The sequence below is a fragment of the Solimonas fluminis genome (genome assembly GCF_002930645.1).
GTDB classification, from domain to species: domain Bacteria; phylum Pseudomonadota; class Gammaproteobacteria; order Nevskiales; family Nevskiaceae; genus Solimonas_A; species Solimonas_A fluminis.
Genome location: NZ_PSNW01000007.1, coordinates 148,887 through 164,517, shown reverse-complemented (window position 1 = coordinate 164,517; position 15,631 = coordinate 148,887). Strand labels below are relative to the sequence as shown.

17 protein-coding genes are annotated in these 15,631 nt (G+C 67.5%); 9 read left to right on the top strand and 8 right to left on the bottom strand.

Annotation, left to right across the window (positions count from 1 at the left end):
* The first annotated feature begins 186 nt into the window (after nt 1–186).
* Complete coding sequence (locus tag C3942_RS13950; RefSeq protein WP_104230965.1) at nt 187–855, top strand: TorF family putative porin; 669 nt, start codon at nt 187–189, stop codon at nt 853–855.
* Between the two features lie 102 nt (nt 856–957).
* Here the strand turns inward: C3942_RS13950 and C3942_RS13945 are convergent, their stop codons facing one another.
* Both C3942_RS13945 and C3942_RS13940 read right to left on the bottom strand, forming a co-directional pair.
* Nucleotides 958–2,466: a YifB family Mg chelatase-like AAA ATPase gene (locus C3942_RS13945; protein WP_104230964.1), complete on the bottom strand. Its 1,509-nt coding sequence runs from the start codon at nt 2,464–2,466 to the stop codon at nt 958–960.
* 2 nt (nt 2,467–2,468) lie between these two features.
* Nucleotides 2,469–2,723 (bottom strand): accessory factor UbiK family protein, encoded by a 255-nt coding sequence (locus tag C3942_RS13940; RefSeq protein WP_104230963.1) that lies wholly within the window; start codon nt 2,721–2,723, stop codon nt 2,469–2,471.
* A gap of 138 nt (nt 2,724–2,861) precedes the next feature.
* On the opposite strand from C3942_RS13940, the gene glnK reads away from it, so the two are divergent.
* The 4 genes from glnK (at nt 2,862) to C3942_RS13920 (ending at nt 6,570) form a co-directional block, all read left to right on the top strand.
* Nucleotides 2,862–3,200, top strand: a complete 339-nt coding sequence (gene glnK / locus C3942_RS13935) for a P-II family nitrogen regulator (RefSeq protein ID WP_104230962.1) — start codon at nt 2,862–2,864, stop codon at nt 3,198–3,200.
* Between the two features lie 16 nt (nt 3,201–3,216).
* On the top strand, nt 3,217–4,737 hold the full coding sequence (locus tag C3942_RS13930) for an ammonium transporter (protein ID WP_104231053.1): 1,521 nt from the start codon (nt 3,217–3,219) through the stop codon (nt 4,735–4,737).
* Nucleotides 4,738–4,873: 136 nt separating this feature from the next.
* The gene (locus C3942_RS13925) at nt 4,874–5,212 is read left to right on the top strand and encodes a P-II family nitrogen regulator (RefSeq protein ID WP_104230961.1); all 339 of its coding nucleotides are present in this window, start codon (nt 4,874–4,876) and stop codon (nt 5,210–5,212) included.
* 65 nt (nt 5,213–5,277) lie between these two features.
* The gene (locus C3942_RS13920; protein WP_104230960.1) at nt 5,278–6,570 is read left to right on the top strand and encodes an ammonium transporter; all 1,293 of its coding nucleotides are present in this window, start codon (nt 5,278–5,280) and stop codon (nt 6,568–6,570) included.
* 51 nt (nt 6,571–6,621) lie between these two features.
* On the opposite strand, the gene C3942_RS13915 is transcribed toward C3942_RS13920, so the two are convergent.
* Nucleotides 6,622–6,852: a CDGSH iron-sulfur domain-containing protein gene (locus C3942_RS13915; RefSeq protein ID WP_207766090.1), complete on the bottom strand. Its 231-nt coding sequence runs from the start codon at nt 6,850–6,852 to the stop codon at nt 6,622–6,624.
* Nucleotides 6,853–6,938: 86 nt separating this feature from the next.
* On the opposite strand from C3942_RS13915, the gene C3942_RS13910 reads away from it, so the two are divergent.
* Nucleotides 6,939–7,346 (top strand): DUF4124 domain-containing protein, encoded by a 408-nt coding sequence (locus C3942_RS13910; protein WP_104230958.1) that lies wholly within the window; start codon nt 6,939–6,941, stop codon nt 7,344–7,346.
* Between the two features lie 79 nt (nt 7,347–7,425).
* Here C3942_RS13910 and speE read toward each other — a convergent pair whose 3' ends face one another.
* Nucleotides 7,426–8,280, bottom strand: coding sequence for a polyamine aminopropyltransferase (gene speE, locus C3942_RS13905; RefSeq protein WP_104230957.1), 855 nt, complete (start codon nt 8,278–8,280; stop codon nt 7,426–7,428).
* A gap of 72 nt (nt 8,281–8,352) precedes the next feature.
* Here speE and speA point away from each other — a divergent pair, with 72 nt between their 5' ends.
* Together speA and C3942_RS13895 are read left to right on the top strand one after the other, a co-directional pair.
* Nucleotides 8,353–10,377: a biosynthetic arginine decarboxylase gene (speA, locus tag C3942_RS22670; protein ID WP_104230956.1), complete on the top strand. Its 2,025-nt coding sequence runs from the start codon at nt 8,353–8,355 to the stop codon at nt 10,375–10,377.
* A gap of 2 nt (nt 10,378–10,379) precedes the next feature.
* A complete protein-coding gene (locus tag C3942_RS13895; RefSeq protein ID WP_104230955.1) occupies nt 10,380–10,880 on the top strand; it encodes a DinB family protein in 501 nt (166 codons plus the stop codon).
* Nucleotides 10,881–11,343: 463 nt separating this feature from the next.
* Here C3942_RS13895 and gorA read toward each other — a convergent pair whose 3' ends face one another.
* Together gorA and C3942_RS13880 are read right to left on the bottom strand one after the other, a co-directional pair.
* The gene (gorA, locus tag C3942_RS13885) at nt 11,344–12,702 is read right to left on the bottom strand and encodes a glutathione-disulfide reductase (protein WP_104230953.1); all 1,359 of its coding nucleotides are present in this window, start codon (nt 12,700–12,702) and stop codon (nt 11,344–11,346) included.
* Nucleotides 12,699–12,941, bottom strand: a complete 243-nt coding sequence (locus C3942_RS13880; RefSeq protein WP_104230952.1) for a DUF1653 domain-containing protein — start codon at nt 12,939–12,941, stop codon at nt 12,699–12,701. Before C3942_RS13880 ends, gorA begins: the two co-directional genes overlap by 4 nt.
* 64 nt (nt 12,942–13,005) lie before the next feature.
* Between C3942_RS13880 and C3942_RS13875 the strand changes: the two genes are divergently transcribed.
* Nucleotides 13,006–13,737, top strand: coding sequence for a sulfurtransferase (locus tag C3942_RS13875; protein WP_104230951.1), 732 nt, complete (start codon nt 13,006–13,008; stop codon nt 13,735–13,737).
* Nucleotides 13,738–13,740: 3 nt separating this feature from the next.
* Here the strand turns inward: C3942_RS13875 and C3942_RS13870 are convergent, their stop codons facing one another.
* Nucleotides 13,741–14,433, bottom strand: a complete 693-nt coding sequence (locus tag C3942_RS13870; protein WP_104230950.1) for a hypothetical protein — start codon at nt 14,431–14,433, stop codon at nt 13,741–13,743.
* A 122-nt stretch (nt 14,434–14,555) separates the two neighbouring features.
* The gene (locus C3942_RS13865; protein WP_133164307.1) at nt 14,556–15,470 is read right to left on the bottom strand and encodes a type IV pilus assembly protein FimV; all 915 of its coding nucleotides are present in this window, start codon (nt 15,468–15,470) and stop codon (nt 14,556–14,558) included.
* Between the last annotated feature and the right edge of the window lie 161 nt (nt 15,471–15,631).

Below are 15,631 nucleotides of genomic sequence, written 5' to 3'. Positions count from 1 at the left end.
ACGAAAGAGGGCCGCGCAAGCGGCCCTTTTTTTGTTTGCCCCGAAAAAGGGCAGGATGGCCTCGGGCATGCACCGGATCGGCTGGCATGCTGCTTGCTCTTTCATGCCGGGGGTTCGGCCCGACACCAAGCGGCGCCGTTGCCTTGAACCAACTTAAATTTTGATTTTCCTCAGGAGAGGCGAAGCATGAAACTGAAGCACATTGCCGTTGCGGCTGCTTTGATGACCAGCGGTTCGGCGTTCGCGGGGGCGACGGGCAATGTCGCCGCGTTCAGCAACTACCTGTTCCGCGGCATCACGCAGACCGCTGACGATGCCGCTGTCCAGGGCGGCCTCGACTATTCGCATGCCAGCGGGTTCTACACGGGCGTGTGGACTTCCAACACGTCCTTCGGCTCCTACGAGACCGATCTGTACGCGGGTTTCGCCGGCAAGGCGGGCGAAGTGGCTTATGACGTCGGCTACATCTTCTACGGCTATCGCGATGCCACCAAGGCCAACTTCTCCGAAATCTACGGCGGCATCACCGTGGCCGGCCTGGGCCTGAAGCTCTACTACAGCCCCGAATTCGGCGCGTCCGAAGACGAAGCCTTCTACGTGACGGCGAACTATCCCTTCGCCCTGAGCGAGACGCTGTCGCTGACGCCGCAGATCGGCTACAGCTTCGGCGACGGCGTCGAAACGGGCATCACGCTCACCGATGGCGAAGACACCTACCTCGACTACAGCCTGACCCTGTCGAAGACGGTGGAAGGCGGCTACACCTTCAGCGCTGCCGTGGCTGCCAACTCCGAGGACGACATCCTCGGCAAGGAAGCCTTCTTCGTCGGCCTGAAGAAGGCTTTCGACCTGTAAGCGGTACCGGACGACTCCCAAGTCCCAGGAAGGGCCGCGCAAGCGGCCCTTTTTTCTTGCCCGGAGGTCCTGTCCCCGGCGGCTGGCGGGGGGCAGGCCCGCTCAGGCCTGGCCGCGGTCCAGTTCGCGGTAGCGCACGGCCTCCGCGACATGCGCCTTGCCGATGGTCGCGGCGGCATCCATGTCGGCCAGGCTGCGGGCGACCTTCAGCACGCGGTGGTAGGCGCGCGCGGACAGGGACAGGCGCGTCATCGCCGTCTCCAGCAGCGCCTGGGCGGCCGGCTCCGGCCGGCAATGCTGCTCCAGTTCCTTGGGGCCGAGCGCGGCGTTGGGCTTGCCCTGGCGATCCAGCTGGCGCTGGCGCGCGGCCACCACGCGGGCGCGCACCCGCGCGCTGGACTCGGCGGCCGGAGCCGCGGCGGCGGTCAGGGTCTCGCGCTCCACGCGCGGCACGAACAGCTGCAGGTCGATGCGATCCAGCAGCGGGCCGGAAATGCGCCCGCGGTAGCGCAGCACCTGGTCCGGCGTGCAGCGGCACTTGCCGCTGCTGTCGCCCAGATAGCCGCAGGGGCAGGGGTTCATGGCCGCCACCAGCTGGAAGCGCGCCGGGAAGTCGGACTGCCGGGCGGCGCGGGAGACGGTGATGCTGCCGCTCTCCAGGGGCTCGCGCAGCACCTCCAGCACCTTGCGGTCGAATTCGGGCAGCTCGTCCAGGAACAGCACGCCGTGGTGGGCCAGGGTGATCTCGCCGGGCCGCGGGCTGCTGCCGCCGCCAACCAGGGCCACCCCGGAGGCGGTGTGATGCGGGCTGCGGAAGGCGCGGATGCCCCATTTCCGTGCATCGAAGCCGCCGGGACCGATCGAAGAGATGGCGGCGGCCTCCAGGGCTTCCTCCTCGGTCATCGGCGGCAGCAGGGAGGGCAGGCGCTGGGCCAGCATGGACTTGCCGGAGCCCGGAGGCCCCATCATCAGCAGTGAATGTCCGCCAACGGCCGCGATCTCCAATGCCCGCTTCGCCTGGGCTTGGCCCCGGACCTCGGCCACGTCCGGCTGCGGCCCGCTGTCGGGGCGCTCCGGGCTGGTGCGTTGGACCTGGAGGTTGCCCTCATGCAGGGCGCCGCAGAGTGCACCAAGATGGTGCGAAACCAGGATTTCGGCCGACTGCGCCAAGCTGGCCTCGGCGAAGTTGCCCGCCGGCACCAGCAGGCGGTTGCCCGCCGCCGCCGCCTTGAGCGCGGCGGAAAGCACGCCCTGCACCGGCATGATCTCGCCGGAGAGCGACAGTTCTCCAAGAATTTCAAGGTTTTCCAGGCGCTGCGGCGGCACCTGGCCGGAGGCGGCCAGGATCCCGAGGGCAATCGCCAGGTCGAAGCGGCCGCCGTCCTTGGGGAGGTCGGCGGGGGCCAGGTTGCAGGTGATGCGGCGGTTGGGGAACTGGTAGCCGCAGTTGGCGATGGCCGCCCGGACGCGATCCTTGGATTCCCGCACGGCCGCTTCCGGCAGGCCGACGATGCTCAGGCCCGGCAGGCCGGCGGCCAGATGCACCTCGACCCGCACCGGGTCGGCCGCCAGACCGTTCTGCGCGCGGCTCAGGATCGTCGCCAGGCTCATGCTCAGGCGCCCGGCGCGTTCCTTTTTTCCAGTTCAATCAGGCGCTTCTCCAGGGCCGACAGGCGTGCCTGGGTGCGCGCCAGCAGTTCGGACTGGATGTCGAAGCGCTCGCGCGAAACCAGGTCCCATTTCTCCAGGTTGGCGCGCAGCACGGCCCGGAAGTTGTCCTCCAGTTCGCGCTTCATGCCGCGCAATCCGGGCGGGATCACGGCGCCGAGGCGGCTGGCGAGGTCTTCGAGCTGTCGGGGGTCGATCATCGGCAAATCTCCGGGGGCGACAGCAGTTTAGCGGCAGCCGGCGCCGGTTGGCACGCTCCGTGCTTTTTCGGGCATGACCGCTGGGGGCCTCGGTTTTGCTCCGGCGGAAACACAGTTTTCCGACCCAGGAGTCTTTTCATGAAACTAATCACGGCGATCATCAAGCCGTTCAAGCTGGACGAGGTGCGCGAAGCACTCTCGGATCTGGGCGTTGCCGGCATCACGGTAACGGAGGTCAAGGGATTTGGCCGCCAGAAGGGCCACACCGAGCTGTATCGCGGTGCCGAGTATGTCGTCGATTTCCTGCCGAAGGTGAAGATCGAAGTGGCGGTGGATGACGACAAGCTCGACGGCGCGATCGACGCCATCAGCAAGGCGGCTCATACCGGCAAGATCGGCGACGGCAAGATCTTCGTCTTCAGCCTCGACCAGGCCATCCGTATCCGCACGGGTGAGACTGGCAAGGACGCTCTCTAAGGGAATCATGACAATGATGCGTAAGACTCTAAGTGCATTGATGCTGGCCGCCATGTGCGGCCTCGCCGCGCCCGCCTGGGCGGAGGAAGCACCGGCGGCGGCTGCCGTCGAGGCCGCCGCGACGGCCGAGGCTGCGGCTCCCGCCGAAGCCGCTCCCGCTGAAGCGGCTCCGGCCGAGGCCGCCGCGGCCCCCGCCGAGGAAGCCAAGCCGACCCCGCCGGTCTTCAATGAAGGCAACGTGGCGTGGATGCTGGTTTCCACCGCGTTCGTGCTGCTGATGTCCCTGCCGGGTCTGGCCCTGTTCTACGGCGGCATGGTCCGCCAGAAGAACATGCTGTCGACCCTGACCCAGACCTTCGCCATCTTCTGCCTGATCGGCGTGTTGTGGTGTGTCTACGGCTACTCGGTCGCCTTCAGCGGCACCGGTCCGTTCTTCGGCACGCTCGACAAGATGTTCCTGAAGGGCGTGGTCTATGACGCCAACGGCTTCTTCACCGCGACCGCCACCTTCAGCAAGGGCGTGGTGATTCCGGAGCTGCTGTTCGCCGTGTTCCAGATGACCTTCGCCTGCATCACCGTGGCCCTGATCGCCGGCGCCTACGCCGAGCGCATGAAGTTCAAGGCCGTGCTGATCTTCTCGGTGGTCTGGTTCACCCTGTCCTACCTGCCGATGGCGCACATGGTCTGGTGGTGGGCGGGTCCGGATGCCTACACCAGCCTGGACCAGGTCGACAGCCTCAACGCCACCGCGGGCTACCTCTGGCAGCTGGGCGCGCTGGACTTCGCCGGCGGCACCGTGGTGCACATCAACGCCGGTGTCGCGGGCCTGGTGGCCGCCATCATCGTCGGCAAGCGCTCGGGCTACGGCAAGACCTCGATGGCTCCGCACAGCCTGACCATGTCGATGATCGGCGCCTCGCTGCTGTGGTTCGGCTGGTTCGGCTTCAACGCCGGCTCCAACCTCGAGGCCAACGGCTACGCGGTCCTGGCGTTCGCCAACACCGCCTTCGCCACCGCTGCCGCCGGTATCGCCTGGTTCTTCGCCGAGTGGATCCTGAAGGGCAAGCCCTCGCTGCTGGGCATCATCTCGGGCGCCATCGCGGGCCTGGTGGGCATCACCCCGGCTTGCGGTTTCGTCGGCATCAACGGCGCCCTGGTCATCGGCCTGGTCTGCGGCGTGGTCTGCTTCTTCTCGGTGGCCTACCTGAAGAAGGTCCTGGGCTATGACGACGCCCTCGACGCCTTCGGTGTCCACGCGGTGGGCGGCATCATCGGCGCCATCCTGACCGGCGTGTTCGTCGATCCGGCCAAGGGCGGCGTGGGCGTGTACAACAACTGGGTCGAACTGACCGCCGGCTACTCCTCGGCGCAGATCATGATCCAGGTGAAGGCCGTCCTGATCGCCATCGTCTGGAGCGCCGTGGTTTCCGCGGTGACCCTGCTGGCCCTGAAGTTCACCGTCGGCCTGCGCGTCACCGAAGAGCAGGAATCCGAGGGCCTGGACGTCGCCGAGCACGGCGAGAAGGCCTACAACTAAGCAGAACGACCCCCGCCGGCCTCCACCGGCGGGCTTCCAGGGGCGGGTGCCAAGGCACCCGCCCTTTTCTTTTTCGGCGGGGGGCGGTGGTAGACTTGCCGCTCCAAAAATTCCCGACGGACCCGCGGAGCCAGCCATGAAAATGCTCATCGCCATCATCAAGCCCTTCAAGCTCGACGCCGTGCGCGAGGCGCTGGCCGACATCGGGGTCCAGGGCATGACGGTGACCGAGGTGCGCGGTTTCGGCCGCCAGAAGGGCCACACCGAGCTGTACCGCGGCGCCGAGTACACGGTGGACCTGCTGCCCAAGATCAAGCTGGAAGTGGCCCTGGGCCCCGACATGATCGACAAGGCCGTGGAAGCCATCCAGAAGGCCGCCAAGACCGGCCAGATCGGAGACGGCAAGATCTTCGTCTACGACCTCGACCAGACCGTCCGCATCCGCACCGGCGAGTCCGGGGTCGAAGCGGTCTGAGTCCTGTAGAACAACATACCCCCGTCAACGGCGACGGGGGTTTTTTTATGCTCAAGGGGGAGCAAATGAGGAAACTGATCTGCGCGCTGATCGCGCTGATGCCCGTGGCGGCGTCGGCGCAGGAAGGCATCAATTCCGGCGACACCGCCTGGATGATGACATCGACGGCCCTGGTGCTGTTCATGAGCCTGCCGGGCCTGGCCCTGTTCTACGGCGGCCTGGTGCGGGCCAAGAACGTGCTGTCGGTGCTGGTGCAGTGCTTCGCCATCGTCTGCGTGGTGTCGGTGATCTGGCTGGTCTGCGGCTACAGCCTGGCCTTCGCCCCTGGCAACGGCTTCATCGGCGGCCTGTCCAAGGCCTTCCTCTACGGCGTGGGCGAGAACTCGGTGAACGGGACCATTCCCGAGACCGTGTTCGTGATGTACCAGCTGACCTTTGCCGCGATCACCCCGGCGCTGGTGGTGGGCGGCTTCGCCGAACGCATGAAGTTCTCGGCGATGCTGCTGTTCTCGGTGCTCTGGCTGCTGGCGGTCTACCTGCCGGTCTGCCACTGGGTCTGGGCGGCCGACGGCTGGCTGTTCAAGCGCGGCCTGCTGGACTTCGCCGGCGGCACCGTGGTCCATATCACCGCCGGCGTGGCCGCGCTGGTGGCCGCCATCGTGCTGGGCTCGCGCCGTGGCTTCATGCAGACGCCGATGATGCCGCACAACATGACCATGACCGTGACCGGTGCCGGCATGCTCTGGGTGGGCTGGTTCGGCTTCAACGGCGGCTCGGCCCTGTCGGCCGGCGGCAATGCCGGCATGGCGATCCTGGTCACCCACACCTCGGCCGCCGCCGGTGCGCTGATGTGGAGCGCCATCGAATGGGTCAAGTACGGCAAGCCCTCGGCACTGGGCATCGTCACCGGCATGGTGGCGGGCCTGGGCACGATCACGCCGGCCTCGGGCTACGTCGGCCCCGGCGGCGCGCTGGTGATCGGCCTGGTGGCCGGCTTCGTCTGCTTCTTCGCCACCCACGGACTGAAGCGCGTGCTGAGGATCGACGACTCGCTCGACGTGTTCCCGGTCCACGGGGTCGGCGGCATGCTCGGCACCTTCGCCGCCGGCATCTTCGCGTCCTCGGCGCTGGGGGTGTTCAGCGGCCAGGGCTATGCCGAAGGCATGGACATGGGCTCCCAGGTCGGCGTACAGCTGCTGGGCATCGGCGCCACCATTGCCTATACGGCGCTGCTGACCTGGGTGCTGCTGAAGCTGGTGGCTGCCGTCGCCGGCCTGCGCGTGAACGACGAAGAGGAGACGCTGGGCCTCGATACCACGCAGCACAACGAGCGTGGCTACGACCTGCAGTCGCTCTGATCCGGACGGGCGGCAACGGGAAAGGGCGGCCCTCGGGCCGCCCTTTCCCGTTCAGCTCCGCGGCAGCCGGTTGTGGCTGGCGTCGCAGAAGGGCGGATGCCGGGTGTGCTTGCAGCCGCAGAGCCAGTGCGTGCGCACGCGTCCGGGCTTGATCGTGAAGGGCAGGGGAGAAAAGCCGCTGCCCTCGTGCGAGCCGTCGCAGAACGGCTGGCGGCGCGAGCGGCCGCAGGCGCACCAAAGGTAGTCGCCGGGTTCGAGGTCGAGCGGACAGGCCGCTCTCATGGGGATTTCAGGCTGCATCCGGGGTTCGCTGACAGGCCGGCGGGCAGCGTAATACACTGGCTTCAAGGGGCGTACTGGAGCGAAGCATGCGGATGGCGAGGGTGGTGGTGCTGGGACTGGCGCTGGCGACGGTGCCGGCGATGGCGGCGGAAGTCTACAAGTGGGTGGACCCCAGTGGCCGCGTGCACTACGGCGACCAGCCCCAGCCCGGCTGGAAGCGGGTGGGGGTCAACGCGCCGCCGGCCTCCTCGCCCGGCACACCGGCGCCGGCCGCGGCGACCTATGGCGAGGTCGACAAGGCGGCCTGCGAGAAGAAGAAGCAGGAGCTGGAGTCCTACCAGAAGGCGGCGCGCGTGATCGAGCGCGATGCCCTGGGCCGGGAAAAGGAATACAGCCCCGAGGATCGCCAGAAGCTGATCGAGCTGGCCCGCAAGCAGGCCGACGACACCTGTTCCGGGCGCACGGTGCCTCCCGCCGCGGCGGCACCGCAGTGAATATCTATTGAATTAAATAAAGTTGGTTTACAAATAAAAACGGGCCGCATTGCGGCCCGTTTCTTTTCACCCGGACGTTTCAGAGGCCAGCCAGGGCCTTCTTCACATAGGTCGGCAGCGCAAAGGCCGCGCGGTGGGTATCGGCGTTGTAGAACTGCGTGTCCAGGGCGGCGATGGCTTTCTCGTCCAGGCGCTGGGCCAGGGGCCCGGCCTGCTTGCAGGCGATGGAGCCCGACCACCACCCGGAGGGGTAGATCACCTGCGGGAAGTGCAGCAGCGTGGTCTGGGCGAAGCCGGCCTCCCGCATGGCCTGGTGCATCTCCTTGATCAGTTCCAGGTGCAGCAGGGGCGACTCGGACTGCTGCACCAGCATGCCGTCCGGCTTCAGGGCCTTGATGCAGTCGAGGTAGAAGCGCTTGCCGAACAGGCCCTCGGCCGGGCCGACCGGGTCGGTGGAATCGATGATGATCAGGTCGATGGAGCCCGGGGCGGCGTCCTTCATCCACTGGATGCCGTCGCCGAAGAACAGGGTGGCGCGGGGGTCATTGTTCCGGTCGCAGAGCTCCGGGAAGTACTTCTCGGACAGGCGGGTGACGCGCTCGTCGATCTCCACCTGGGTGGCGGACTTCACCCCGGGGTGCTTGAGCACCTCGCGCAGGGTGCCGCAGTCGCCGCCGCCCACGATCACCACGTTCTGGGGGTTCGGGTGGGAGTTCAGGGCCGGGTGCGACATCATCTCGTGGTAGAGGAAATTGTCGCGGGTGGAGACCATGGTGCAGCCGTCGATGGTCATCAGGTAGCCGAAGGTCTCGGTCTGCCAGATCTCGATCTTCTGGTAGGGGGTCTGCTCCTCGTGGAGCTTCTTGCCCTTCAGGGAGAAGGCCGTGCCGGTGGCCTCCATGGGCTCGGTGAACCAGCTGGAATCAAGTGTCATGGGGATCGCTTCCTGAAGGGGGTAGAATTCGCGGCCGCGAGTATATCGGCCCGAGCCTTGCCAATGAATGACATGACCGCCCCCTGGACCCCTGCCCAGGCCCGCGACCTCTACAACATGCCCTGGTGGGGCGAGGGGTATTTCGACGTCAATGCCGCCGGCCACCTGACCGTCCGCCCCCAGCGGGAGGCTTCCCCGGTCGAGATCGACCTCTACGAGCTAGCCCGCAAGCTGCCGGCCGAGGGCCTGCAGCTGCCGGTCCTGGTGCGCTTCGCCAACATCCTGCACGACCGGGTGGACGCCCTGACCGGGGCCTTCGCCGGGGTCATCGGCGACCTGGGCTACGGCGGTCGCTACACCGCGGTCTACCCGATCAAGGTCAACCAGCAGCGCGAGGTGGTCGAGGAGATCGTCCGCCACGGCGGCGAGCGCGTGGGCCTGGAGGCCGGCTCCAAGCCGGAGCTGGCGGCGGTGCTGGGCGTGGCCCGCCCGGGCAGCGTGATCGTCTGCAACGGCTACAAGGACCGCGGCTACGTCCGCCGGGCCCTGATCGGCCAGAAGCTGGGCCACCAGGTCTACATCGTCGTCGAGAAGCCTTCCGAACTGCCGCTGGTGATCGAGGAATCGCGCCGGCTCGACGTGAAGCCGCTGATCGGCCTGCGCGTGCGCCTGGCCTCGATCTCGGCCGGCAAGTGGCAGAACACCGGCGGCGAGAAGTCCAAGTTCGGCCTGTCCACCAGCCAGGTGCTGGAGGCGCTGGAGCAGGTGCGTGCGGCCGGCTTCGTGGACTCCGTGCAGATGGTCCACTTCCACCTCGGCTCGCAGGTGGCCAACGTGCAGGACATCCAGCGCGGCATGCGCGAGGCCGCGCGCTTCTACGTGGAGCTGCGCAAGCTCGGCGCGCCGATCTCGGTGGTCGCCGTATCATTAAAAAANCAGATGGTCCACTTCCACCTCGGCTCGCAGGTGGCCAACGTGCAGGACATCCAGCGCGGCATGCGCGAGGCCGCGCGCTTCTACGTGGAGCTGCGCAAGCTCGGCGCGCCGATCTCGGTGGTCGACGTGGGCGGCGGCCTGGGCGTGGACTACGAGGGCACGCGCTCGCGCAGCTACTGCTCCATGAACTACTCGCAGCGCGAGTACGCCCGCAACATCGTGCGCACCCTGCAGGACGTCTGCGGCGAGGCCGGCGAGCCCGAGCCCGACATCATCTCCGAGTCCGGCCGCGCGCTGACGGCGCACCATGCCGTGCTGATCACCTCGGTGATCGACAAGGAACTGGCTCCCACCGGTACGCCGGGCGCCCCGGCCCCGGACGATCCGGCCATCCTGCACGAACTGCACGACCTGATCGCCGAGATCGCCACGCGCGGTCCCCTGGAATGCCTGCACGACGCCATCGCCTTCCTGGGCGAGGCGCAGGCGCAGTACACCCACGGCACGCTCACGCTGACGCAGCGCGCCTACGCCGAGCGCACCTACTTCGCGGTCTGCCGCGCCGTGGTGCCGCGCCTGGATCCGAGCATCCGCGTGCACCGCGAGGCGCTGGACGAACTGCGCGAGAAGCTGGTGGAGAAGTACTTCTGCAACTTCTCGGTGTTCCAGTCCGTGCCCGACGCCTGGGCCATCGAGCAGGTCTTCCCGATCCTGCCGATCCACCGCCTCGACGAGCGCCCGGACGTGCGCGCCGGCCTCTGCGACCTGACCTGCGACTCCGACGGCCGCATCGACGCCTACGTCGATCGCGGCGGCCTGGAGCCGACGCTGCCGCTGCATTCGCTGCGCGAGGGCGAGGACTACCTGATCGCCTTCTTCATGGTCGGCGCCTACCAGGAGATCCTGGGCGACATGCACAACCTGTTCGGCGACACCAACGCCGTCAACGTGGTGGTGGAGAACGGCGGCTGGAAGCTGCAGGACGCCGAGCAGGGCGACCGCACCGACGAGCTGCTGCGCTACGTGCACTACGCGCCGGAAGACCTGGCGCGCGCCTACCGAAAGAAGGTCGCCGCCAGCGACATCCCGGCGGCGCAGCGGGATGCGCTGCTGGCGGAGCTGGAGGCCGGCCTGACCGGCTACACCTACCTCTCGGGCTAGCGATGATCAGCCGCGACTGGTGCCGCCGCATGGCGCAGTACAACCGGTGGATGAACCGGAAGCTCTACGCCTGCGCCGCCCAGCTCAGCGACGAACAGCGGCTGGAAGACCGTGGCGCGTTCTTCAAGTCGCTGCAGGGCACGCTGGATCACCTGGTCTACGCCGACACCGCATGGTTGCGCCGCTTCGGTGGACGCGACCTCTCCGGGCTGGATCCGCGCCAGCCGCAGCGGCCGGATTTCGCCTCGCTGCGCGCCGAGCGCGAGCGGCTCGACGAGGAGATCCTGGCCTGGGCGGAGACGCTGGACCAGACCTGGCTGGCCACCACCTTCAGCTTCACCAGCCAGATGAGCGGCAAGACCTTCAGCAGCCCGAGCTGGCAGTTCGTGACGCACTTCTTCAACCACCAGACCCATCACCGCGGCCAGGCGACGACCCTGCTGATGCAGTTCGGCATCGATCCGGGCGTGACCGACCTGCCGGCGATGCCGGACGATGCTTAAGGTCTAACAATGTGGAGCTTAAGGGAAATAATCATCACCACAGGTCGTGTAGTGCGCCAGGAGTGGCTTTTGCTGTCTGCGTTTCTCATTCTCTTTGTCGGGAATGGGATTCACTTGCTGATTGGCGATCCATACTTTGAGCGTGCTCGACCGGAGACGTCGTCGGTTCGTCTTGGATGGATATTCGTTTCCATAGGGGTGGGAGCCATCTCCTTGATCTGGTGGGCCCATCACGAGAATCGAATGACCAAGAAGAAGATTGAGAAGTAGTCCCGGCGGCGGGATCGATCAGGGCGTGACGGACTGGCCGGCGATGCCGGATTAGACCTCCGCCGTCATGCCGGCGAAAGCCGGCATCCAGTCTTGGACAGGAGTGAGCAGGGGCGCGACTGGATACCGGCTTTCGCCGGTAGGACGATGAACAGGCAATGGCCGAGAAACGCGGCTTGCCCGCCTACAGTCTTCAATCCGCTCGCGGCGTCCGCATCGTCACGAACTCCTCCGCCGCGGTCGGGTGGATGCCCAGCGTCTCGTCGAACACCTGCTTGGTCGCGCCAGCGCGCAGCGCCACCGCCAGGCCCTGGATGATCTCGCCGGCGTCGGGCCCCACCATGTGACAGCCCAGCACGCGGTCGTCACTGGCATCCACCACCAGCTTCATCAGCGTCTTCTCGCCCTGTTCGCCCAGCGACAGGCGCAACGGGCGGAAGCGGCTCTCGAACACCTTCACCTCATGCCCGGCCTCGCGCGCGCCCTCCTCGCTGAGTCCCACGGTGCCGATGTTCGGCAGGCTGAACACGGCGGTGGGAATCAACCGGTAGTCGACCGGACGATACTCCTGCGGACGGAACAGCCGCCGCGCCACCGCCATGCCCTCGGCCAGGGCCACCGGCGTCAGCTGCACGCGGCCGATGACATCGCCGATGGCCAGCACCGAGGGCTCGGCGGTGGCGAAGTGCTCGTCCACCTGGATGTATCCCTTGTCGTCCAGCTTCGCCGCGCAGTTCTCCAGGCCCAGGCCCTCGGTCATCGCGCGGCGGCCGGTGGCGAAGAACACGCAATCGGATGCGATCTCACGGCCGTCCTTAAAGCTCGTGGCCAGGCTGCCGTCGCCGCGCCTCATGATCCTCGCCGGCTCGGCGTTGAACTCCAGCTTCAGGCCCTTGGAGAGCAACTCGCCGCGCAGATGTTCGCGCACGCCCTGGTCGAAGCCGCGCAGGAACAGTCCGCCGCGGTAGGCCAGCGTGGTTTCGGCGCCCAGGCCATTGAAGATGGAGGCGAACTCCACCGCGATGTAGCCGCCGCCCACGACCAGCACGCGGCGCGGCAGCTGCGGCAGGAAGAAGGCCTCGTTGGAGGTGATGCCCAGTTCCGCACCGGGGATATCCGGCTTCTGGGGCCAGCCCCCGGTGGCGACCAGGATGTGTTTCGCCTGCCAGAGTTCGCCGCCGGCTTCCACGGTATGCGGACCGAGGAGGCGGGCGTGGCTTTCAAGCAGCGTCACGCCGCTGCCCAGCAGCAGCGAGCGGTAGATGCCGTTGAGGCGCGCGATCTCGCGGTTCTTGTTGGCGATCAGTGTCGGCCAATCGAATCCGGGCTTGCCGGGGTCCCAGCCGTAGTCCGCGGCCAGCGCGAAGTCCTCGTGGAAATGCGCGCCGTAGGACAGCAGTTTCTTGGGCACGCAGCCGACATTGACGCAGGTGCCGCCGAGATAGCGCGATTCGGCGATCGCCACCCGGGCGCCGAAGCCGGCGGCAAAGCGCGCCGCTCGCACGCCGCCGGAGCCGGCGCCGATGACGAAGAGATCGACCTCGCGGCTCATGGCTGGTGATGGCCGACGAAGGCGAAGCGCGGCTGCGGCGCCTCGCCGGGATTCACCACCAGTTCTTCATTCCAGACGCGCAGCTTGCGCGTGCTCATCGGCAGGCCTTCGCGCGGGTAGAGGCGGGTGTAGACCACCACGGTCTCGTTGGTTTCGTCCTCGCGCGCCAGGCCCAGGGCCAGGTAGTAGTTGCCCTTGTAGTGGCGGTAGACGCCGGGGCGGAAGTCGTTTTCGTTCATGGCTGGCCTTTTTTGACGCCGGGGCGGGGGATGGCGTTCCATCTTAGTTAGAATCCGCGCCCTCATGGACAGTATCCTCAACATCGCCGCCTACAAGTTCGTCAGCCTCGACGACCGCGAGGCCCTGCGCGAGACGCTGCTGGCCAGGGCCGGTGAAGGTGGGCTGAGGGGCACGATCCTGCTGGCGCCAGAGGGGATCAACCTGTTCCTGGCGGGGGCGGCGGAGGCGGTGCGGGCATTCCTGACGCTACTGCGCGCCGACCCGCGCTTCGCCGATCTGGAGGCCAAGGAAAGCTGGTCAGCGGCGCAGCCCTTCGGCCGCATGCTGGTCAAGCTCAAGGCCGAGATCATCCGCATGGATCACCCGATGATCCGCCCCGAGGACGGCCGCGCGCCGGCGGTGGACGCGGCGACGCTGGCGCGCTGGCTGGACCAGGGGCATGACGACGAGGGGCGCCCGCTGGTGCTGCTCGACACCCGCAACGGCTTCGAGGTGGACCATGGAGCCTTCGAGAACGCGGTGGACTGGCGGCTCACGAAGTTCACCGAGTTCCCGCAGCGCCTGCGCGAGCATCGTGCCGAGCTCGAGGGGCACACGGTGGTGAGCTATTGCACCGGCGGCATCCGCTGCGAGAAGGCGGCGCTGCTGATGCGAGAGCAGGGCCTGGAGCAGGTCTACCAGCTCGACGGCGGCATCCTCAAGTATTTCGAGGAGGTCGGCGGTCGTCACTACCGCGGCCGCTGCTTCGTGTTCGACGAGCGCGAGGCGCTCGATGAGCGCCTCGCGCCGCCGTAGGCTTCACTCGCCGACCAGCTGCACCGCGTCGATCTCGTTCCAGCCGGGGACAGCGTTGGTGGCCAGCGTGATGCGCGCGCCCTTGGCTTTGTAGTCGGTCTTCTCGAAGCTGCGGACGAACCAGCTGGTGGTGCTCGGCGGGTACGCCGTATCGTCGGATCCTTCCCAGACCGCGTGCTTCGATCCGGCTTCGTCGATCAGCTCGATCTTGATGATGGCGCCGGGGTAGTAGCTCTGACGGATGCGCAGCCCCGTGGCGTTCACTGGCGTGGCAAAACCCAACTCCAGCCATTCGATGCCGGCGTCGGCCTTTTCGCTGGTCCAGGCGCTGCCGGAGTCGCCGTAGGATTCCACGTCGGGCTTGCCGGTGGCCTTCATCGCCGTGTACTCGAGGGTGGCGTCCGGGGCCTTCTCGTAGGAATAGGTGGAGCTGGCGGTGGCGCTCACCGCCCACTGGCCCTTGGCATCCTCGACGATCGACTGTTCCTGGAGGGCGCGTTCGATGGCGGCCTTCTTGTCGGCGGCCTGGCGCGCCGCCTCTTCCTGTGCGGGATCGGACGCGGCGGGAGCGGCGGCCGCCGGAGCCTCGGCGGCAGGTGCCGCGGCACTGGTGCCGGCCTCCTGCTTCTTGCCGCAGGCGGCGACGGTGGCGAGGCCCAGCAGCAGGCAGGGCAGGGCGGCGGTGCGCAGTTTCATCGGCAAGATCCTTTTGCAGAAGGGGCGCGCGGAGTATAGGGCGCTGATCTGCCGGCAAAGCCCTGGCCGTGGCTCCGGATGTGCGCTGCCTCACATCCGGGCCTTGGCCCGGGCGCTGCCGATCAAGCGACGGCTTTTTCCAGGCTGATCTCGGCGGCCGCTTCGCGCATCAGACGCTGCCGCAGGCGGCGGGCATAAGCGAAAATGCCGACCGTCACGGCCAGCAGGGTCAGGAAGCTGCGCCAAGGCGGCGGCGGGGCGTGGGCCTTGGACGGCTCGCCGCTTGCAACCGGCGCGGCGGCGCGGGACGGCTCCGGCGGCGGCAGTGCCGGAATGGATTCCGACTCCGATTCTGGCTCCGACCGTACCTCCGGCGCCTCGGTCGCGGCCGTTTCCGCTCCACCGCCGAACTCACGGCGCAGCCATGCGGTCGTCGCCGCGGCGATCACCACCTGCGCACCGCCCACCGAGCCGGCATAGCGTTCATCCAGCCGGAAGCGCGGAAGCGGAGTCTTGCCTGCCGCCGAAGCGGCGGGCGCGTCGACAGGGGCGGCAGAGGGAGATGGCGTGCGGCGAGCCGCAGGCGCCGCCCGCACGGGAGCCGCGGCCGGCAATGCGGGCTCCAGCGTCAGGCTGCTCAGCAAGGGCGAGACCGGCGGGGCCGCGGGCAGTGGCTCGGCATCCGGCATCGTGGCGGCCGGAGGGTCCACGAAGGTCGTGAACTCCCGGATCAGGCGCGTGTTGCCCTCGCGCACTTCCAACAGCAAGGTGAGGATCGGTTCTGAGACGCGGCTGGAGGAACGCACGCGAATCTGCTCGCGTCCTTCCTCGATCACTTCCCGCTCCACGGTCAGCTCGCCCATCTGCCGCGAAGGAGGGTCGATGCCCAGCCGTGCGTATTCGGCCGCCGGGGCCATGCTGATGCTGGGAGCCTCGCCCTTGGCATGCTGCAGTTCCATGCGCAGGTCCAAGCGCTGGCCGAGACGGGAGCGCAGTTGTGCATCGGAGAGGGACACGGCCTGTGCGCCGGTGGACATGCCGAGGCCCGTCACCAGCAGCAGTGCAGCAAGTCGGTGTGAAAATCCCATGCAGCCTTGCCCCGTCTGTTAGGCTTACATCATGTAGGACATTCTAGACGTACAGGGCCGCTCCTGCAGGTGTAGATAAAATCTCTAGGGGGAGGAAGGCGCGCCGAGCG